The sequence below is a fragment of the Komagataeibacter saccharivorans genome, from assembly GCF_004348195.1.
GTDB classification, from domain to species: Bacteria; Pseudomonadota; Alphaproteobacteria; order Acetobacterales; family Acetobacteraceae; genus Komagataeibacter; species Komagataeibacter saccharivorans.
This window is the reverse complement of the sequence record NZ_CP036404.1, coordinates 394,811-414,427: the sequence shown is the minus strand read 5'-3', so window position 1 is coordinate 414,427 and position 19,617 is coordinate 394,811. Positions and strand designations below refer to the sequence as shown.

The window sequence follows — 19,617 nt, the reverse complement described above, 5'->3', positions numbered from 1 at the left end:
CCACCCTGATCGCCGCCTGCATGCTGGCCATATCCACCCTGCCCGCCAATGCGACGCGGCCCCCTGCCCCCGCCAGCCAGACCGGGCAGCCACCGCAGCGCATCTATCGACATTTATGGACCGATGACAAAGGCATAAGCCACATCGCCACCTGCCCGGTCAGCAATTTCTTCCTCAAGAGCATGTCCCCACCTGCCGGACCACAATGGCAGGACCCGATGATGCCGCAGGTAGCCACCATCATGATGACGGTCCAGCCCGCCCACTGGGATGGCGCGTGGCACCCGGACCCCAGGCCGCAATGGATCATCCCGCTGCAGGGAAGCTGGTATGTGCGCGCCATGGACGGCACGCGCGTAGAGATGGGCCCCGGCGATATCCTGTTCGGAGAAGACCAGAACGTCCGCCCGATGGAAACCGGCCCCTACCGTGGCCGCAAGGGCCATGATGCAGGCAATATCGGCGATGGACCCGTTACCCTTATGGTCATCCAGACCGCCAGCGCCCCGGTCATCAACCAGCCCTGCCGTTATCGCTAACGCTTAGCCCCATCCGGTTGGTTGGAGGAGGCAGAAAAGAGCCAGATTACGGAGCACACGGGACAATCAGGGACAGACCTGCATCGCAATTCGTTACGATTACGAACCTTACCTTTCCTTCCACTACAGTTATCAGCGGATAGCGCAAAAGTCGTGACCATCGGTCATATTCTTATCCACAGATTCCGGGGATAGTCGGAAAGATAACCCTGTGGAAAAAACCTTAGGAATTGAATTTCTGTTGTAAATTCAATGATCTTTCGCATGGGTGTGGATTTCTGCACCCTACCCCTGACAGGGCCATATGCACGGCCGCCATCGCGGCATACTGTTACGACCTGTAAAACATATGCGGGCGGCCCCGGACGGGAGCGGCCCGCGATACAGGAAAGCAGAGGTGCGGGAATGGGTGAATTCATCATACAGGGCACGGTTCTTACGCCGGTCAGCGCAACACGGGTCGGCATGGGCCGCGATGTGGTGCATGTGGCCGCGGATGGCCGCATTGCCGCCCGTCATGCACATGATACCCCCGCCGCCGCCGACCTGCTGGCCCACGCCGCGCGCAGCGGCATACCGGTGCGCACGCTCGGGCCGGGGCAACTGCTCATGCCCGGTTTTGCCGACCTGCACGTCCATGCCCCGCAATGGCCGCAGATGGGCCGCGCGCTGGACCTGCCGCTGCGTGACTGGCTGGAACAGCGCACCTTCCCCCTTGAAGCCCGCTTTGCCGACCCGGACTTCGCCGGCCCGGTCTATGAGGAAATGGTCACCACCCTGCTGGCCAACGGCACAACCACGGCGGTCTTTTTCGCCACCATTCATGAAGAAAGCAGCCTGCTGCTTGCACGCATCTGCCTGCGCCATGGCCTGCGCGCCTATGTGGGGCTGGTGGCGATGGACGATCCCGAACTGTGCCCCGAAGGCTACCGCAATACCAACGTGGAACAGGCCCTTGCCGCCACCCGGCACTTCATCCACGCCGTGCGTGCGCTGCCGGGCAATGAAAGCGGACTGGTGCGCCCCATGGTCACGCCACGCTTCATTCCCGCCTGCACGGACGGGCTGCTGCATGGTCTGGGCGTCATGGCGGCGGAAGAAGACTGCCTGATCCAGACCCACTGTTCGGAAAGCGACTGGGAGCATGATTACGTGCGCCAGCGCACGGGAGTAAACGATACCGTTGCGCTGGACCGTTTCGGGCTGCTGCGCCGGGGCACGGTGCTGGCCCATTCGTGTTTCATGACCGAGGATGACATGGCGCTGGTGCAGGCGCGCGGGGCGGCCATCGCGCACTGCCCGCTATCCAATGCCTATTTCGCAGGCGGGGTGCTGCCGCTTCGCATGGCATGGCAGGCAGGCGTGCATGTGGGCCTGGGCACGGATATTTCCGGCGGTTACTCGCCTTCCGTAGCCGTCAATGCCGCCATGGCGGTCACTGCGGCCCGCATGCTGGATACGGGTAACGATCCCGCACGCCCGCAGGCACAACGGGGGCGGCCCGGTTCCCGCATCAGCTTTGCCGAAGGGCTGTGGCTGGCCACGCGCGGGGGTGCGCAAGCACTGGGGATTGCCGCAGGCCAGCTTGAGGTCGGCATGACATTCGACGCCATCGAAATCGACCGCACGGCACCGGGCAGCAACATCCTGCCCCCCATCCATGGCGAGGATAGCGCGGCGGAGGATGTGGCCCAGCAGATCCTGTGCAACATGGGCCGCCCCAATATCCGCACCGTATGGGTCGCGGGACGGCAGGTTCATGGAACTGACGCAGCCCCGGACTGACCGGGCTATCGGGCCAATATGATGGCGCCACGCGGCGGTACGGCCATTGTGCCGTCGCTTGCATCATGTAATCATATCGAAACAATTTCGTAAAAACGGGAAATCATGCCAACCGGATGACCGGGGCACGACGAAAGGCATCAATCGGATGGACGGGGAAAAAACGAAACTGTTCGTGTTCTACCTTGGCGGGTCGGCGCCGGGCGCGAATATTGAAGTGCATGACGTACAGTTCGCCGCCGTAAGAAAGCCGGAAGACGCCTACCCCATCATGGCCGAAAAATGGTACGGCACGCGCAAGGGCCTGCATATCGACGCATACGGCATCGTGGACTGGGCCGACGGCCATGACGTGACCCTCTCCCCCGAGAAGCCTGCGGGTTCCAGCAGGCTGTTCTTTGTAAACATGGGCGGCTATCTGCCCGGCAGGCTGCGCGAGGATCACCAGTTCGCCTTCTTCGTCGCGGAAAATGAGGAAGACGCCAAACGCAAGGCCAGGAACACGCTGCTGGTCGATTACGAACACCAGCACAAGGACAATCTGATGGAAGTGGATGACTGCGTGCTGATCGACGCGCTTGAGGGCCAGTACGTCCACCTGAACCCCAATCCGTCCGGCCAGCCGGTCAGGGCGATATTTCAGGGCGTGATATGGGTCTGACCCGCTACGGATAAACCCGGTCGCAAGCTTACGCCCGGACCATGCGGGCCGCCACAACCGGCGGTCCCGCATACGGCAGCGGGCGTTATGGCAGACCGCTTACGCCGTCCACCGCCCAGTTCCAGTGATAGAGTTCGAGGTCGTTCATGACCTCCCCTTGCGCAAGGCGCAGCGTGCCGTGCTGGTCACGCAGGGGACCGACGAAGGGGGACCAGCCGTTCATGATACGGCTGCGCACCGCATCGGCCTTATCACGCACATCCTGTGGCACGCGCCTGCCCCACGGGTCGCGGTCAACGCCCTGACCCATCATCAGCAGTTGCGGCACGGGCCGCCATGTGCCCGCAAGGCGCGCACGGACCTGCGCTATGTAGAACTGCGCGAAGTCCAGCACGACGGAGGCCACATACGCATCCGGCCCGAACTGGCGGATGTCCTTGTTCCACATCGCGGCCCACAGGCCCCGTTCCTGCGCCACATGCAGGTAGCCTGCCTCATCCATGATGCCGAACAGGAAGTCGCATCCCTTGTCCGCCAGTGCGTTGGCGGCCTGAATGGCGGCCTGCGGGTCGAACCATGCGTTGATGGTGATGACCTGCATCGTGGCGTCCGGGTTGACCGTGCGCGCGCCCATCAGCGCCGCATTGGCCCCGGCATAGGCCGAAGGCAGCGGGAACGCGCCGATAAAGCCCAGCTTGCCCGTCTTGCTGAGCAGCCCGGCCGCAACCCCGATCACGTAGCTGACATACCAGTGCGCGATATAATACCACGATACGTTGCGTTTCACGGCCCGCCCGTCGCACTGTACGAAGGCGGTATCGGGCGCGCGGGCGGCAACATCGGTCAGGAAGTCGCCATAATCCGCGCCGGTCATGACCATCTGCGCGCCTTCGGCCACGAATTCACGCAAAAGGCGGGTGGCGTCGGCGGAATAGGGCACGCTTTCCACATAGACCGTGCGCAGGCGCGGGAATTCCCTGCGCACCGCCTGCAGGGCGACATGGTGCATTTCGGTCCAGCCGCCATCACTGGTCGGTCCGACATAGCCCATGGCCAGCAGGGCGTCCTCCTCCGCTACCGGCGGCAGGGGCGGCATACTGACATAGGGGGCGGCAAGATCGGCCAGTATCTGCGCCGTTGACTGTGGGCCGGATGGGGCGGCAAGGCCCCGTCGTGGCGCAAGGCCGGTGGAAAGGGCAGCCCCGGTCGTGGCCAGCAGGTGCCTGCGCGGCAGGATCATGCGCCGTGTCTTTCAATAAAGGGAAGGAGATGGTCTACCGTGCCCACAGGGTCCGCAACCTGCGGGGCATGTCCCGTATCCATGGTAATGACCTGCGCGCCGGGCACAAGGGCCTGCATCCGGCGCTGCACGGGCAGGATGACCGAACGGTCGCCAGTTGCCTCGACATACAGGCGGGGAACCGTACCAAAACGCGCTGCCGTAAGGGATGCGCGCAGGTCCAGCCCGCCCAGCCCCTGCGGTGTCAGCCTGCGTGACGCGGCGATGGCGACATCGGGCGGACAGTCCTGCAGAAAGATGGCCACGGCCGCCTCAGGCGGGACAACGGATACCATGCCGGGTTCGGGCCAGCGCAGGTAGGGGTTGATGCCGGTCGCCGCCGGGTATTGCGGCACCATCTGTTCCACCACCTGCCCGAAGCCCATGCCATCGGGCAGCATCATGCCCGCAAGATAGGCGATGGAGCGCACGCGCGCGGGAAAGCGTTCCGCCACGGCGGAGGCGACAACCCCGCCCCCCGAATGGGCGACAAGGTGGACGGGCGTGCCGATCGTGTCCATCAGTTCCGCCACATGCGCCACGTAACGCGCCAGCGTGGCATCCCGCGCGGGCGTGCCATCCACACCATTACCGGGCAGATCGACGGCATGGGCGGGAATGGCGGTGCGCGTCGCCCATACATCCATGAAGCGCTGCCAGGCCCAGCTTCCCTGCCATGCGCCATGGATCAGGATGACGGCGGACGGGCCGGATATGTCCTTCATCGACCGTAAGTCCGGTCATACATGGTCCGCAGATGGTCTTCCACCGTTACCGGCGGCCAGAGCGGGCTTTCACCGGGGGCAAGACAGCCGGGCAGGCACTCGACCACCTGATCGGGATTGCCGGTATGGAAGAAGGGCACCGAATACCGTTCCCGCCCCGATGTATTGATGACGCGGTGCAGGGTGGAGCGGTAGCGGTTATTGGTCCAGCGCGAGATCATGTCGCCCAGGTTGACGACGAAGCTGCCGGGAATGGGCGTGGCGTCCAGCCAGTTTCCGTCCGGCGCGCGCACCTGCAACCCGCCGCTGTCATCCTGAAGGAGCAGCGTCAGCCCGCCGAAATCGGTATGGGCACCTGCCCCCTTCTGTCCCGGCGGGGCCTTGGCGGGCTGGGGCGGATAATGCAGCAGGCGCAGCGTGGTCAGCGGGTCATGACAGAAAGTGGCGAAATAATCTTCCGCCAGCCCCAGTGACAGGGCGATCCCGCGCATGAGCTGTTCGCCCAGCGCAGTCATGGCCGCGCTGTATTCCATCATGACGGCGCGGAACCGCGGCATGTCCTGCGGCCACTGGTTCGGTCCCTGATTGAAGCGTCCGGCCACCACGGCGGGATCGGAAAGTGATTTTTCCGGTCCGATATAGAACCCTTCCTTCAGGTCCGGCGGCGTGCCGGGTTCCAGCGTCTGGTCGCGCAGGGGTTCATACCCGCGATTGCAGGTCGAGCGGTTCTTGTTCAGTGCTTCCTTGCTGGTTTCCGGCAACGCGAAGAACTGGCGCGACTGTTCAAATACCGCGGCAATCAGGTCCGCTGGCACGCCATGGTCGACACAGTAGAAAAAGCCCATGTCGCGGCATGCTTCGTGCAAGGTTGCACCCACTTCCTGCCGCCGGGCGGGATCATCCGCGCGCAGGCCCGCAACCGATATGACAGGAAGACCCTGCCATGCCGCTGCACATGACTGTTCAGACATTGTTATTCCCCCGGTTTGATATGCAGGCCGCACGATCCGCCCCCCAGACAGACCGCGCACCCCAGGTCAACAGTCCAGCGGCCATATCCGCCTGCTGGTCATCATCAGTTTTCCACCAGCCTGCCGGTTTTGACAATAGTGGCATGCGCCATTGTGGGGTAAGGCCGGGTCGTTGCGGGACTGGAACGCCGGAAATCCAGCCTTCCGTCCATTCCGATATTATTGCCCCGCACCATGCCGCCCGACGGTAACATGGCGTGTGGGCATTCAGGTTAAGGGGCATTTCACATCCGTTACACCGCCATACCCGCGCCCTGCCCCGGTTGTGCGCGGGTCGGGCGCGTGGCATGATGTGATAACAATCCGTATCGGGGCCGCCACGTCGCAACCGGCGGCGGGAGGGCATGGCCATGCGGGCCGGATGCCGACACCCCGCACGGGCGGACAGGAACAATGCTGGTTCACGAAGGGACATCACGCAGTATCAGTACCGACCTGCGGCTGGGCTGCACACTGGCGGCAATGGCGGGGGCGATCAACGTGACCGGCTTTCTTGTGGTGGGGTACTATTCCGCCAACATGACCGGCAACCTGTCGGCGCTGGCTGCTGATATTCTGGGTGGTGGGGCGGTGTCCGTCCTATCCTGCCTTGGCCTGATTGCCGCATTCGTCGTGGGTGGGATTTCCGCCACGCTGCTGGTCAATGCGGGACGCAGGCATCACCTGCATGCGGTCTATGCCTGCGGCATCGTGCTGGAGGGCATGATGCTGGTGGCGCTGGGGGCGACCGCCGATTTTCTGCCCGCGCGGCAGGCCACACGGATGCTGGCCTATGGGCTGAGTTTTCTGATGGGCCTGCAGAACGCCACCGTTACCCATATTTCCGGCGCGCGGGTCCGCACCACGCATATGACCGGCATGCTGACCGATCTGGGCATAGAACTGGCCCAGTGGCTTGAACACCGCCGCACCCCATGGGCGGATGCAACGGCCATGCGGGTGCGCGAACGGCTGCGGCTGCATGGGGCAATCGTGCTGTCCTTCGCACTGGGGGGTATTGCGGGCGCGCTGTCTTACCGCTGGTGCGGGGTGATGGTACTGCCGCTTATGGGCGTGATGCTGATTGCGCTGGCGCTGCCCGGGGTTGTGCGCACGCTGCGGCGGGGCTGACGGGCGTGCGGTTGCATGCCACGCGGTGCCAGTTTATCCTTGGTGCCAGAAATGGCGGGCATGGTCCGCGACCCGTCCAGCGCGCGTGAGGCATCATGAAACAGACCCCGGCTACCGAATTCCTGTCCACCACCGGCGTAGCATTCACGGTGCATGATTATGAATACGCACCGGGCGGCGGGCTGATCGGCATGCAGGCTGCGTCCTCCATCGGTGTGGACCCGGCCTGCGTGCTCAAGACTCTGGTGGTGGAAGTCGATCGCACCACGCCCGTCTGCCTTGTGGTGCCTGCGGATCACAAGGTGAATTTCAAGAAGGTGGCGGCCCTGTTTGGTGGTCGTAACGCGCGGATGATGAACCCCGAAAAGTCAGCGGATCTGACCGGTTTCCGCTCCGGCGGCACCAGCCCGTTCGGTCAGGCGCGGCAAATGCCCGTCGTCCTGTCAGCCGACGCCATGGCGCAGCCGCAGGTCTACATCAACGCGGGCGATCAGGGACTGGTGGTCTGCATCGCCCCGGCGGACGCGCAAAAGGTGGTGAATGCGCAGGTAGCCGAGATTTCAGCCCCGCCCGCGCCCCCTGCCGCATAAGGCCAGCCACGGGGGCCGGGGTGACAGCGTGGTGGCCCACACGCCAAATCCATTATCGTCCCGTTTCGAATCCTGCTATGCGGACGACATGAACAAGCTTGCAACCCGCGTGCTGCCCCTTGCCGCCGCGACGGCCATCCTGTCCTGGTCCAGTGCCTATCCTGTCGTGCGGATCGCGTTGCGGGACATGCCGCCGGTACCGCTTGCGGCCATACGTTATGCCCTCGCCGCCCTTCTGGCCGGGGCATGGCTGGCATATAACCGCATCCCGCCCCCGGCGCTGCGTGACGTGCCGCGTGTTCTGGCCTGCGCGGGGATTGGCATCTCGCTGTACAATGTGCTGTTCAACATGGGGGAAGTCACGGTTTCCTCCGGTGCGGCAAGCCTGCTGATCGCATCCGCGCCACTGATGACCGCGCTGATCGCCATGCCGGTCCTGGGCGAACGGCTGAATGGCTGGGGCTGGATTGGATCGCTGCTCAGCTTTTCCGGCGTGATCCTGATCGCGGGTGGGCAGGCCGGTGGCATCGCGTTCGGTTCGGGGGCAACCTTCGTGCTTGGGGCGGCCCTGTGTTCGGCCATCTACATCATCATGCTGCGGCAGGTGATCCAGCGTTACGGCGGCCTGCCGGGCATATGCTACATCCTGATCGCGGGGGCGATACTGCTGCTGCCCTGGCTGCCCCGGGCATGTTCCATCCTGCCGAATGCTCCGTGGTCCTGCACGGCGGCGGTGGTTGAACTGGCGGTTTTTCCTGCCGCGCTGGGGTACGGGGCGTGGACATTCGTAATCGGCCATATGGGGGCGGCGCGTGGTTCGGCGCTGCTGTATACCCTGCCCCCCGTGACGATGGTGCTGGCCTTTATCCTGACCGGTGAGATCCCCGGCCTGCGCACGCTACTGGGTGGTGCGGTTGTGATGACGGGCGTGATCATCATGAACACATGGGGCCACCCGGACCGCAGGCAGGCCCGCATCCGCGCGGCACAGGACAGGCAGGTTTCGGGCAGTCCGGGCACGGCATCCGTTCGCTACGACAAAAGCTGAAACGCTGTGGGCGACCGGGGATCGCCGCGATGGCGTAGCCCCCCTACGCCAGAGATATGGGGCGAGCGGTGAAAGAGGCCGCTAGCCCGCCCCGATGCGCGGGATCACGCCCTGTTGCTGCTGGCGTTCAATCGCACTGATCAGAACCGCCAGCGGATCGGCATCCTGCGTATATCCGGCCAGCCGGATTTTCGTCATGTCAGATATGACATCGGCTTCCGTTCCGAACACGAAATCCCCAAATCCCCAGCCAACAGCCCGGGCGAAATCGGGCTGCACCAGATCCCTGCCGATCCGATCCCATATCGGGGTCAGTGCGGGCATGTGTCCGGCCAGCGAGAACGGGATAGGCTCGCCCACCTCAAAGCCGAAATGCCGGGCCAGACGTTCCCATATGCGACGCCACCGGAAAGGCGGATGCACATAGTTGAACGCCTGACCAGCCGCCGCATCGGACGTTGCCGCCCACAGGCTTGCCCGCGCCAGCGCATGGGCATCCGTGACCTGCGCCAGACACCCGTCATATGTCCGATATGACCCCGGAAACCGGAATGCCGCCTGATCCGCTGCGCAGATCGCAGCATAGGCCCCTATGACAGTAGCAATATTCATCGCGTTGCCAGCAGCGTCGCCCACAACCACATCGGGGCGCAGGATTGTCCATTCCGGGCCACCGGCTTCATGGCGTGCCTGCAATTCGCGCTGCTGGGTGAAATAGAAGTTTGGGCCAATCGGCCGCGGGTTTTCGTCTTCATAAAATGGCGTTGCAACCGGGCCAAGATGCACGCCATACACCTTGGCGCCCTGATAGAGGACAACACGCTTCAGCGACGCGCCCGCATGCTTCAGCCCGTCCAGCAGGTTCCGCAGCATGACCGAATTGCGGGCATCCTCCTCGGCCAGTCCGCCACCGGGGCCGTAGGCTGCGTAAAACAGGTGCGTGCAGTCCGCTGCGGTCTCCAGCGCCTTTCGCGTCTGTCCGGCATCGGTCAGGTCAGCGCGAACATCCCCATGACTACGGGAGAGACCCCGCCCTTCCCAGTCGGGTGTCGTGGCCATGACTTCAAGCAGGGCCTTGCCGATAATGCCGTTAGCCCCTGCCACCAGTGCCTTGTAAACCATGCCCGTGTCTCCTTCTGACGGGCGGAATAATACATGCTGGCATTCCGCGCAGGGCTATCATTTTCGTGATGGATACCTTTCGCATGAACCAGACGGGATTTTGCAAAATTCCTTTGACGCGCCGTTGTTTCACAAAAATACGGCCCAATCCTTTTCTGTTCCGATAGCGCCTAAAATAGAAAGCATGGCACGGAAACATGATATGCGATGTTCAACACCTGTTCCATGAAATTACTTCGCGCGCCGGGGCCAGCATGGAACAGTATTCAAAGAGCATCGTCAGAACATTATAAAAAATCATTACTCATAAAATATCGCAAATGAGGCGACAGCTTCTGCCCGGCTTCATAGGGAGATTGCCTCAATCGGCGGTTATGCCAGTCAGGGCCATATCGATTACCGTCCAGTTCGTGCTTCTGGCGGCCGCCGCGATGTAGCCATCGGGACGTATGAGCCAGATACCGTTTTCATCCGGTGGCTGACACACACGGGGAGCCAGCAAGGATGAGTGACGCGCGATCATGGCCCGCGCTCCGGCATTGTCCGTGGATGCAAGCACAAAGCGGGGAATACCGCCCCCCGCGCCGTCATGTCCGAAAACCCATCTCTGTCCCGGTTCGGGGCCATGCAGTCCCCGCGACGACCCCGCGTTGAGGGGGCTGTCAGGATACCCTGTCGTGATACCGGCAAACCTGTTGGCCATGCCGCGACGGATTGCCGGAATGCGGAAACCCTGTTTTACAATAAAGTTGCGTATCTTCTGCGCCAGATGACCTCTGAGCAGAACAACACGGGTCATGCGACCGGAATCCGACAGGATCTGCCGTGCAACGCCGCTGCGTTCGATACTGTAGCTGTCCAGCAGGGATCGCCGCGCCAGCCGCTGCTCGACAAGCGCCAGCTTCCAGCCAAGATTGAAGGCATCCTGCATGCCCGTATTCATGCCCTGACCACCGGCGGGACTATGGACATGGGCTGCGTCGCCCGCCACAAACACGCGGCCCCTGCGGTAATCCCGGACCATGCGTTCATTAACCCCGAAATCCGACAGCCACACCGGATCGGACAGGATGGTCCCGTCCGGTCCCCGCCGGTCAACAATGGCCTGTATTTCCTCAAGATCGGGCCTGTGCAACGGAACCGGACCTGAATCGGCTATGATACGGGAACGGTCATGCGAAATCGGAAAGAACATGACAGCCCCGTCGGGGTGCCAGAAAATCGCCGGCTCGTCAGGCGGGATCGCAGCCCCAGCTATATGGGCATCCGCGATGACAAAACCCGTAGGCAGGGTGTCGCCTTCAAATACAAGGCCAAGCCTGCCGCGCACGAAAGAATGCGCCCCGTCGCAGCCGATGAGCCACGCCGCCTCCAGGACTTCAATCCCGCCCTGTGCATGCGTAAGCGTGCAGGTAACACGCGCTCCCCGATCCACGAAATCGGTCAGTTCCGTTGCGCGTTCGACCGTGACGCCAAAAGTGCCGAGATGTTCTTCCAGCAACCGCTCGGTTTCAGACTGCGGAATCATCAACAGGTAATTGAAGGATGAGGCAATCGTCCCGAACGGAATCCGGGCGAGTGTCGTATTACCAGTATGCAGGCTGACAGCGTGCGCATGCAGTCCCGCAGCCACGAAAGCATCCGCGCAGCCCGCCGCGTCAAGCAGTTCGAGGGTTCGGGGCCAGATGGCCAGCGCGCGGGACCGGGTGGTCCGTGTCGGCAGCCGGTCGATAACCCGGACAGGCACGCCATACCGGGCCAGTGCAATGGCCATGGTCAGCCCGACAGGCCCAGCGCCGGTAACAAGAACAGGCTCCGACATGATTTTGATCCGAAAAAGAGGAGGCAAGCCGAAAAATACGGATACGCACCACCCCGTTAACGTCAGACATGTCGGGACTGTTTCCTGTGCCCCAAAGCTTATGGACCGGCTTCTGACAGCTTGATTGGCTTTTCGATGACCGGAACCCGCATGGGGTGCCTTCGGTAATCGGGACAGCCGGTTCGGAGGCAGCGCGAAATGCCCGGAACGTGATGTCGGCCCCATGAATCCCGCCGTATAAATCATGCAATCGCTGAGGGCAGGATTACGGCCATGATTGATCTTTCGGACATCGATACGCTGATTTTTGACTGTGACGGCACCCTTTTGAATACACCGCCCATTTATGCGCTGGCATGGACCAAAGGGTTTCAGGAAACCGGGAAACAGATGCCGCGGGAATGGTTCATGGCCCGCGCGGGCATGTCCGATCATGTTCTGATGGACGCGTTTGAAGGGGATTTCAAAGTTCACATCCCCAGCCGCGCCAGAGCCATCGAAGCCATGCGCCGGGAATTTTTCACCAACATTGCCGACCTTAGGGAAATCGCGACCGTGGCCCAGATCGCGCGATCAAACCACGGAACCCGCCAACTGGCGGTCGCATCCGGCGGTGCCCGGCCCATTGTCGAGGCCTGCCTGAAGGCGACACATCTGTTCGATCTTTTCGACAGGATCGTCACGATCGAGGATGTTGCTCACCCCAAGCCTGCGCCGGATCTATTTCTGAAGGCAGCGCAGCTCCTCAATACAGCGCCGACACGCTGTTTTGTTTTTGAAGACACGCAGTCCGGTCTGGATGCCGCCCATGCCGCAGGGATGCGGTGTATAGATGTTGCACAGATAATTCCCCCGCCATGACGGGCACGTATTGCCATTAATCCTTTGGACCTGCCCCCCTGCCCATGAACAGCAATGCTGCCGTCCTGTCTGCGTTCGAGAAAAACGGGATGACTGTTTCTGGACTGCGCTCACGCATTGACGGCGTGTCAGCCACGCATCGGGTAGAACGGCAATCCATGCATGAAATGACCCGTGGGCGTGGCGATGCCCATGACATTGCGGCGACTTTTCAATCCTGTCATGCGGCTGGCCGCGATGATCGCGGGGGCAGCTTTCCCATGTGACCAGCCCCCACCACGCGGTTGATTAAACCGGCACATGGCCGCACAAGGGATGGAGAGGATCGCCCGTTATTTATGGCCGCCCCGGAAGCCGCATGAACAACAGGGCGAACCGGCAGGCAGGCAAGGCAGGAACCGCATGGACCCGTTAACCGATATTTCCTTTGCCCCCGGCATCGACGCGGCATTGCAGGCGCGCGTGCTGACAGCGCCGCATTTCCGCCGCTGGTATGACGGCATGCGCGCCCGCTTCACCCTGCGCCATGTGCTGGTGCGCGATGCGGTGGCCTTCAGCGCGACCCGCATGGGCTTTATTCTGGTGCAGGCCGATGCCCTGCATCATGGCGAGCCTGTCCCCGGCCTCGCCCTGCTGCGTGGTGATTCCGTCTCCGTGCTGATCGTGCTGAAATGCCCTGGCCATCCCGATCCCACCATCCTGACACGCGAAGCACGCGTACCCATCGCCCGGCCCGACCTTCTGGCCCTGCCCGCGGGCATGCTGGATGGTGGCGCATTTGTCAGTACCGCGCTGCGTGAACTGTCGGAAGAAGTGGGCGCGGATCTGCGCGTGCGGGAAAAGGACCTGATCAGACTGACGGACGTCTGGCTTTCCCCCGGCGGCTGTGACGAAGCCATCGGCCTGTATTACACCGAACTGCATATAGAGGAGGCGCTGGCCCGCAGCCTTGCCGAACGCCAGACCGGCCTTGCCTGCGAGCATGAATATATCCGCCTGCACGTCGTCAACATGGCTGACCTGCCCCGTATCGGCATGACGGACGCCAAGACCCTGCTGTCATGGCATATGTATCAGGCACGTCATAAATAACCGCGCCGCTTTTTTTGTTGACACAACCCCGTGAGGTCAATCATAAGGGTGGGAAGCAGACCTGCCTTGTGCAACTGCTTCTTGGACGTTTCCTCCCTAAACTCAGCGGTGCGCATGCACCGCTTTTTTTTATCCTTTTTTATAGATAAGTCCTATAACTGTATGTCGTGTCGTATAATCACAGCCACGACATAACAGACCGGAAGGAAGCAGCATGAGCGGTATCTTCAACGACGTGATGGGCAAGCTGAGCGAACTGGCGGGTGCCACCGGCCTGTCGCAGCAGGTTCATTCCTATCTGTCGCAGTTGCTTACGCCCGATACCCTCAATACCATGCTGGCACAGGCGGAACAGGCCGGACTGGGCGACAAGGTCCGTTCATGGGTTGGCGATGGCCACAACCTGCCCATTTCCACCGATGAACTGCGCACGCTGCTGAACAACCAGCAGGTACAGGCCATGGTGGACAAGACCGGCCTGCCCGCCGCAACCATCCTGCCGGTTCTGGCCCACCTGCTGCCAGAAGCCGTCAACGCCCAGACCCCGCAGGGCAGCGTCCCCCCGAAAACGGCGTAAGCCATGATCGGGCCGGTCACGGTTCCGGCCCGTTCCTATTCCGCCGCCACCTGCCGGGCCAGCAGGTCGCCGTATTGCGCGATGGCGGCGAACAGGTCGGTCAGCACGGCCTGTAGCGATACGAAGCCCGCATGGGGTTCCAGCGAATCCTGATCCATGTACAGGCCACGGCTGATTTCAAGCTGCAGGGCCTGCACGCCCCGACGTGGCCGACCGTAATGACGGGTCACATAGCCACCGGCAAACGGCACGTTGCGGGCTACCGTGTAACCATGCCCGCTCAGCACATCTTCCACCAGCACTGTCAGTTCCGCCGTGCAGGACGTGCCCCAGGCATTGCCCAGCACGAAATCCGGCATCTCGCCCCGCCCCTGTGGCGTCGGCATGGAATGGGCATCGAGCAGGATGCAGCAGCCATGCTGGTCCCGGCATGCCTGCACCAGACGCGACAGCGTATCGTGATAGGGCTGCCAGCAGGTACGGATGCGCGTTTCCGCCTCGCTGAACGGTAACGGACGGGGATAGATCGGCCCGTCGCGGGAGACGATGCGGGCAATCGTACCAAATCCGGCGCGCACCTTGCTGCTGGTCGTATTGCACCAGTGGGGCAGCGGATCGCGGAACATGGTGGGGTCCAGTTCCCACGCTTCGCGGTTGACGTCGCAATAGGCACGCGGAAACGTGGCGTGCAGCATGGTCGCCCCCTGCCCCATCGACCCTTCGCACAACTGTTCCACGTAACAGTCCTCGCTGCGCCGCAGCGCATGTGCATCCAGCCGTGACATGCGCAGGAATTCAGCCGTGTAATCACGCCCCGAATGTGGGGACGCGACGATGACGGGGGCTGCCCTGCCCTGCGGCGCAAGGATGCGCAGTGGCGGGTCGACAGGGGCCGTCACGGCAGATCCTGCGCCCCAGCCGGGCTGGCAGGCCGCGTTATGCGCGTGGACAGGCAGGCATGGTGACACATCCCGACATAGGGACAGGCGGCGGCTTTCGGGTCAATGCGATTTTTTTCAAAAGGGGGGTTGCATCCCCCTGAAATGGTGAGTAAAAGCCATCTCACCGGAGCCGATTGGGCGCATAGCTCAGCGGTAGAGCACTATCTTGACATGGTAGGGGTCACAGGTTCAATCCCTGTTGCGCCCACCACTCGGCTCCGGGTATTCCGCCAAAAACCAGCGTTGTGTGTGATAATTCCCGAAACGGGAAAGTCTACCAGCGTCTATATCTGTCTACGGTAATCTACCTCGATCTGTGGAAAATCCGTGGAGTGTTTTTGGCTTGTACCCGCGCCCTATTCCCTCTATAATCCACACGCTGCGGCACCCATCCGGTTGGTGCTGGTCACACTGTCGCGGCACCATGCCGCTGCGACAAGGCGTTCACAACGAAGCGGAACCACAGGACAGTTCTGGGATCAATTTTCACATTCCTGCCGCTGCCAGAGGAAAATCCAAGCCAGCATGTCTCCCCCATCGCGCTGGCGGCGGGTGTCCGTTATTCCATGCTGTCACCTGCTGTCCCGGACGCCCTTACCAGTCTGAAACCGGCCCTTCATCCTCCTCATCGGGTTCCAGCGGGTCTATCAGGCCGTCCTTGTCGGGATCTATCGGTTCATCCTCATCCCAGTCGGGGGCGGGACTGTCGGGATCGCCCAACGGGTCGTCATCCGGGTCCTCGTCGGGGTCCGGGCCGGGATCGGATATCGGTGTCGGCGGCACGGATGGCGGCGCTTCAGACGGCACGGGGATATCCGGGTTATCTTTTACCTGCATCCTGAGCATGGCGCTTCTCCATAAAGGATGCCCGTGCAACGGACGGTACGGGACAGGAGTTTCACCGCAGGCAGCACGCTTTTCTTATACTGTGATGCAAGGGACGCGGCACTCACTTCTTCGGTAATTGCGACGCACTCGTAATTACGGCAAGCTGCCATCATACGGGGGGCATCACGCGGTGCATCGTGCCAGCATTCCAGGCGTTTGCAGGCATGGTGCGCCGCTTTCCCGATGCACCCTGAACCGGAAAAGGAAATGCCTTATGCCTGTCTCCCGCCTTAAACTATCTGCCGCCCTTGCCATCGGTCTGGCCGTTCTACCTGCAATGGCCCATGCCGCCGATACGGCAACGGCCCATCTGGTCGGAACGGACGGAACCGACCGGGGGACAGCCAACATCGCGGAAGCACCCAAGGGCGTTATCCTGCGCATCATGGCCAAGGGGCTGACCCCGGGCTGGCACGGCATCCATTTCCATGAGAAAGGCGATTGCGGCCCGCCGAAATTCACCAGCGCCGGTGCGCATGTGCATGCGACCACGCCGGTCGTGCATGGCCTGCTGAACCCCAACGCCAATGATGCGGGCGACCTGCCCAACCTTTTTGTCAATCAGGACGGGACGGCGACGGTGGAGCTCTATTCCACGCTGGTTTCGCTTAATGGCAAGGATGGCCGCCCTGCCCTGCTGGATGCCGATGGCGCGGCGCTGGTCATTCACGCCAACCCCGACGATTACAGGACGCAGCCGATTGGTGGCGCGGGCGACCGTGTCGTCTGTGGGGTCATCCGCTGATTACTGTCTGACCGCTTGATACGTCGAAGCCGCCCTGCCCCGCTGCAGGGCGGCCTGTGTCCCTGCCCGTTTCTGGCGGGATGCGAAAATGGTGCTGCTTCATACTGGTGGACAGATTTTATCTGCCCGTCCGGAAGCCGATGCGTTGGGCTGACTTTGAAACGGCCCGCGCCGGTGTTCCGGTCGCGCTTCAGGGTGCCGTCCGCACGATCCTGCATCACGGCGCCCTGTCCCGTGCAGTCACGGCATTCTGGGTGCGCGACGAAAGTGTATCGCCCACGGAAAAATTTGTTCTGCTAAAACTGTCCAGACTGCCAAGGGACAGCAGTATCGCCAGCCAGAACAGGCTGCCCAGTGCAAAGATCGCAGCCAGTGGCGGCGCCAGCGTAATACGCATGAAGCCGAAAACAATAACCAGCCCCATCAGCACCGCCACCGCACATATGCCCGGCCCGAAACCGGTCGTGGCGATAGCCAGTTCCCCCATGAAAAGCACCATGAGCGCGCCCCAGCATGCCATAACGCGAACCATCACACCCGCCCGACCAGATAGAGGACGGGAAACAGCAATATCCAGACCAGATCTACAAAGCTCCAGTACAGTCCAACCACCTCCACCGGTATGACGGGCACGGGCTGCCCCCTGCGCCGGGCCATGCGGTAACAGACCCACAGGATCAGTCCGATCCCCACCAGCATGTGCAACCCATGCAGCGCGGTAGACAGGAAATAGAAGCTGTAGAACAGTTGCGCGCCACCCGCATCCGGCCCCGAAATGGAAAAACCCGCACCGGGAAACAGGTGTTCGCTAAATTCGAGATGCCATTCCCAGCTTTTCAGCCCAAGAAAGGCGACCCCCAGCCCGGCGGCAGCCAGTGCGGGGGCAATGATGCGGCGCGCGCGTCCCGCCCGCGCGGCTACGACCGCAAGAGTGTACATGGCGCTGCTGGTCAGCAGCAGCAGCGTGTTGATGCTGCCTATGATAAGGTTGGTATGCCGCACGCCCATGATCCATCCCGCCCTACGGGTGTGCGAATAGACCAGAACGACCAGAAACAGCCCCCCAAACAGCAGGACTTCACTGGCAAGGAACAGCCACATTCCCGCCACCGCCGTTTCGTCACGGTGTTGCGGCGTGTCATAGGGGGCAAGGTCGTCAGGCATGGGGCGGCTCCTGACTGGCGGCCCGGTTCGCCTGATCCAGCGCGGCGTAATCATATGCGTCATGATTTACGACGGGGACATGTGCAAAGTTTTCCGTAGGCGGGGGCGAGGATGTGCGCCATTCCAGTCCGGTTGCCTGCCACGGATTGTCGCTCGCGCGCGCACCACGCAGCAATGACCATGCGAAATAGACCAGCGGCAGGATATAGGCCAGCGCAAGGATACTGGCACCCGCAGATGACAGTACATTAAGCACCTGAAACTGCGCCGGATAGGTTGCGTACCGCCGTGGCATCCCCTCATACCCAAGCAGGAACTGCGGAAAGAACGTCAGGTTGAACCCGAAGAACAGCAGCCCAGCCGCAGTCCGTCCCCACATTTCGGGATACATCCGTCCCGTTATCTTGGGCCACCAGTAATGCAGCCCGGCAAAATAGGCCGAAACCATGCCGCCCACCATGATGTAGTGGAAATGGGCCACCACGAAATATGTCTGTGTCAGGTGTACGTCACTGGCCAGCGATGCCAGAAACAGCCCGGTCAGCCCCCCCACCGTAAACAGGCCGATAAAGCCCATGGCGTACAGCATGGGGGCATCCAGCCTGATCGCCCCGCCATGCATCGTCCCCAGCCAGTTGAAAACCTTGATGGCCGAGGGAACCGATACAAGGAAACTCAGCATGGAAAACACCACGGCGGCGTAAAGCGATGTGCCCGCCACGAACATATGGTGCCCCCAGACCAGAAACCCGATCGAGGCAATGGAAATGGAAGACCAGGCCACGAACCTGTAACCAAAGACCGGCTTGTGGCAGAAAGTGCTGACCACCTCGCTTATCACCCCCATACCGGGCAGGATCATGATGTAGACCGCCGGATGGGAGTAGAACCAGAACAGGTGCTGGAACAGCAGCGGGTCCCCCCCCAGCGCGGGATCGAACACGCCCACATGGAAAAAATGCTCGAACGCCAGCAGCACCAGCGTAATGCTGAGTACCGGCGTCGCCAGCACGAAAATGACACTGGTGGCATACAGCGCCCATAGCATCAGCGGCAGACGGTACCACGTCATGCCCGGCGCACGCAGTTGATGGATGCTTATGATGAAATTCACACCCGTCGCGATGGAGGAAAAACCGCTGAGGAACACCCCCGCCACCACCGGCAGCACATGGCCCTGCGTATAATCGGTCGATAGCGGCGTATAGAACGTCCACCCCGTTTCCAGTCCGCCCCGGAACAGCCCGTAAACCACCAGCATCCCGGCCATGACGAACAGGTACCAGCTCAGCAGGTTCAGCCTTGGAAAGGCCAGATCCCGCGCGCCCAGCATCAGCGGCACGAGGAAATTGCCCAGCGTGACGGGAATGGAAGGCACCAGAAACAGCCAGACCATGACAACGCCATGCAGGGTGAACATGCGGCTGTAGGTCTCATCGGACAGGATGGCCCCGGCAGGCACGAGCAGTTGCAACCGGATCAGGGCCGCCCCTACGCCGCCGAGTATGAAAAACGCGGTGATGGACGCCATGTAAAGAAGTGCGATCCGTTTATGGTCGGTCGTCAGCAGCCATGACCGCAGGGTGCCGTCCTGCCACAGGTAACCGTTCGCGCTGTCTGCCATCGGTGCCATGGAC

General features: G+C 62.0%; 22 protein-coding genes and 1 tRNA gene. 12 read left to right on the top strand and 11 right to left on the bottom strand.

Going from position 1 to position 19,617, the window contains the following annotated elements:
• Positions 1-20 precede the first annotated feature (20 nt).
• The 3 genes from KSAC_RS01750 to KSAC_RS01740 all read left to right on the top strand — a co-directional run bounded on the left by KSAC_RS01750 (position 21) and on the right by KSAC_RS01740 (position 2,985).
• Positions 21-539, top strand: coding sequence for a cupin domain-containing protein (locus tag KSAC_RS01750; protein WP_132306025.1), 519 nt, complete (start codon positions 21-23; stop codon positions 537-539).
• Between the two features lie 405 nt (positions 540-944).
• Complete coding sequence (locus KSAC_RS01745; RefSeq protein ID WP_132303860.1) at positions 945-2,324, top strand: amidohydrolase family protein; 1,380 nt, start codon at positions 945-947, stop codon at positions 2,322-2,324.
• Positions 2,325-2,472: 148 nt separating this feature from the next.
• On the top strand, positions 2,473-2,985 hold the full coding sequence (locus KSAC_RS01740; RefSeq protein WP_102323827.1) for a DUF1543 domain-containing protein: 513 nt from the start codon (positions 2,473-2,475) through the stop codon (positions 2,983-2,985).
• 85 nt (positions 2,986-3,070) lie between these two features.
• Here the strand turns inward: KSAC_RS01740 and KSAC_RS01735 are convergent, their stop codons facing one another.
• From KSAC_RS01735 to KSAC_RS17195, 4 genes are all read right to left on the bottom strand, one after another.
• Complete coding sequence (locus KSAC_RS01735; protein WP_132303858.1) at positions 3,071-4,225, bottom strand: BMP family ABC transporter substrate-binding protein; 1,155 nt, start codon at positions 4,223-4,225, stop codon at positions 3,071-3,073.
• Positions 4,222-4,989, bottom strand: a complete 768-nt coding sequence (locus tag KSAC_RS01730; RefSeq protein ID WP_102323829.1) for an alpha/beta fold hydrolase — start codon at positions 4,987-4,989, stop codon at positions 4,222-4,224. Before KSAC_RS01730 ends, KSAC_RS01735 begins: the two co-directional genes overlap by 4 nt.
• Positions 4,986-5,960, bottom strand: a complete 975-nt coding sequence (locus KSAC_RS01725) for an isopenicillin N synthase family dioxygenase (RefSeq protein WP_118963367.1) — start codon at positions 5,958-5,960, stop codon at positions 4,986-4,988. Before KSAC_RS01725 ends, KSAC_RS01730 begins: the two co-directional genes overlap by 4 nt.
• A gap of 104 nt (positions 5,961-6,064) precedes the next feature.
• The gene (locus KSAC_RS17195) at positions 6,065-6,214 is read right to left on the bottom strand and encodes a hypothetical protein (protein ID WP_165927269.1); all 150 of its coding nucleotides are present in this window, start codon (positions 6,212-6,214) and stop codon (positions 6,065-6,067) included.
• Positions 6,215-6,413: 199 nt separating this feature from the next.
• On the opposite strand from KSAC_RS17195, the gene KSAC_RS01720 reads away from it, so the two are divergent.
• The 3 genes from KSAC_RS01720 (at position 6,414) to KSAC_RS01710 (ending at position 8,768) form a co-directional block, all read left to right on the top strand.
• Entirely contained in the window at positions 6,414-7,130 is a 717-nt protein-coding gene (locus KSAC_RS01720; RefSeq protein ID WP_132303856.1) for a YoaK family protein, read from the top strand.
• A gap of 92 nt (positions 7,131-7,222) precedes the next feature.
• Complete coding sequence (locus tag KSAC_RS01715) at positions 7,223-7,720, top strand: aminoacyl-tRNA deacylase (RefSeq protein ID WP_132303854.1); 498 nt, start codon at positions 7,223-7,225, stop codon at positions 7,718-7,720.
• Positions 7,721-7,808: 88 nt separating this feature from the next.
• Entirely contained in the window at positions 7,809-8,768 is a 960-nt protein-coding gene (locus KSAC_RS01710) for a DMT family transporter (RefSeq protein WP_102323833.1), read from the top strand.
• A gap of 81 nt (positions 8,769-8,849) precedes the next feature.
• Here the strand turns inward: KSAC_RS01710 and KSAC_RS01705 are convergent, their stop codons facing one another.
• Positions 8,850-9,890, bottom strand: coding sequence for an NAD-dependent epimerase/dehydratase family protein (locus tag KSAC_RS01705; protein ID WP_132303852.1), 1,041 nt, complete (start codon positions 9,888-9,890; stop codon positions 8,850-8,852).
• Positions 9,891-10,251: 361 nt separating this feature from the next.
• Entirely contained in the window at positions 10,252-11,712 is a 1,461-nt protein-coding gene (locus tag KSAC_RS01700; RefSeq protein WP_132303850.1) for an FAD-dependent monooxygenase, read from the bottom strand.
• Between the two features lie 273 nt (positions 11,713-11,985).
• Between KSAC_RS01700 and KSAC_RS01695 the strand changes: the two genes are divergently transcribed.
• The 4 genes from KSAC_RS01695 to KSAC_RS01685 all read left to right on the top strand — a co-directional run bounded on the left by KSAC_RS01695 (position 11,986) and on the right by KSAC_RS01685 (position 14,242).
• Positions 11,986-12,573, top strand: coding sequence for an HAD family hydrolase (locus KSAC_RS01695; protein ID WP_132303848.1), 588 nt, complete (start codon positions 11,986-11,988; stop codon positions 12,571-12,573).
• Positions 12,574-12,662: 89 nt separating this feature from the next.
• A complete protein-coding gene (locus KSAC_RS17190; protein WP_165927268.1) occupies positions 12,663-12,839 on the top strand; it encodes a hypothetical protein in 177 nt (58 codons plus the stop codon).
• A gap of 136 nt (positions 12,840-12,975) precedes the next feature.
• Positions 12,976-13,665 (top strand): NUDIX domain-containing protein, encoded by a 690-nt coding sequence (locus tag KSAC_RS01690; protein WP_132303846.1) that lies wholly within the window; start codon positions 12,976-12,978, stop codon positions 13,663-13,665.
• A gap of 214 nt (positions 13,666-13,879) precedes the next feature.
• Positions 13,880-14,242, top strand: coding sequence for a YidB family protein (locus tag KSAC_RS01685; RefSeq protein ID WP_102323837.1), 363 nt, complete (start codon positions 13,880-13,882; stop codon positions 14,240-14,242).
• A gap of 35 nt (positions 14,243-14,277) precedes the next feature.
• On the opposite strand, the gene KSAC_RS01680 is transcribed toward KSAC_RS01685, so the two are convergent.
• Positions 14,278-15,141 (bottom strand): N-formylglutamate amidohydrolase, encoded by an 864-nt coding sequence (locus KSAC_RS01680; protein WP_132303844.1) that lies wholly within the window; start codon positions 15,139-15,141, stop codon positions 14,278-14,280.
• Between the two features lie 178 nt (positions 15,142-15,319).
• On the opposite strand from KSAC_RS01680, the gene KSAC_RS01675 reads away from it, so the two are divergent.
• A tRNA-Val gene (locus tag KSAC_RS01675) sits at positions 15,320-15,394 on the top strand.
• Positions 15,395-15,777: 383 nt separating this feature from the next.
• Here the strand turns inward: KSAC_RS01675 and KSAC_RS01670 are convergent.
• The gene (locus tag KSAC_RS01670) at positions 15,778-16,029 is read right to left on the bottom strand and encodes a hypothetical protein (protein ID WP_110547917.1); all 252 of its coding nucleotides are present in this window, start codon (positions 16,027-16,029) and stop codon (positions 15,778-15,780) included.
• 256 nt (positions 16,030-16,285) lie between these two features.
• On the opposite strand from KSAC_RS01670, the gene sodC reads away from it, so the two are divergent.
• The gene (sodC, locus tag KSAC_RS01665; RefSeq protein WP_102323907.1) at positions 16,286-16,816 is read left to right on the top strand and encodes a superoxide dismutase[Cu-Zn]; all 531 of its coding nucleotides are present in this window, start codon (positions 16,286-16,288) and stop codon (positions 16,814-16,816) included.
• A 217-nt stretch (positions 16,817-17,033) separates the two neighbouring features.
• On the opposite strand, the gene KSAC_RS01660 is transcribed toward sodC, so the two are convergent.
• From KSAC_RS01660 to KSAC_RS01650, 3 genes are read right to left on the bottom strand one after another with little or no spacing between them, the layout of a single operon-like run.
• Positions 17,034-17,348, bottom strand: coding sequence for a hypothetical protein (locus tag KSAC_RS01660; RefSeq protein ID WP_243705259.1), 315 nt, complete (start codon positions 17,346-17,348; stop codon positions 17,034-17,036).
• On the bottom strand, positions 17,348-17,980 hold the full coding sequence (locus tag KSAC_RS01655) for a cytochrome c oxidase subunit 3 (protein WP_132303840.1): 633 nt from the start codon (positions 17,978-17,980) through the stop codon (positions 17,348-17,350). Before KSAC_RS01655 ends, KSAC_RS01660 begins: the two co-directional genes overlap by 1 nt.
• Entirely contained in the window at positions 17,973-19,613 is a 1,641-nt protein-coding gene (locus KSAC_RS01650; protein WP_110547933.1) for a cytochrome c oxidase subunit I, read from the bottom strand. The genes KSAC_RS01655 and KSAC_RS01650 overlap by 8 nt, the downstream gene beginning before the upstream one ends.
• Between the last annotated feature and the right edge of the window lie 4 nt (positions 19,614-19,617).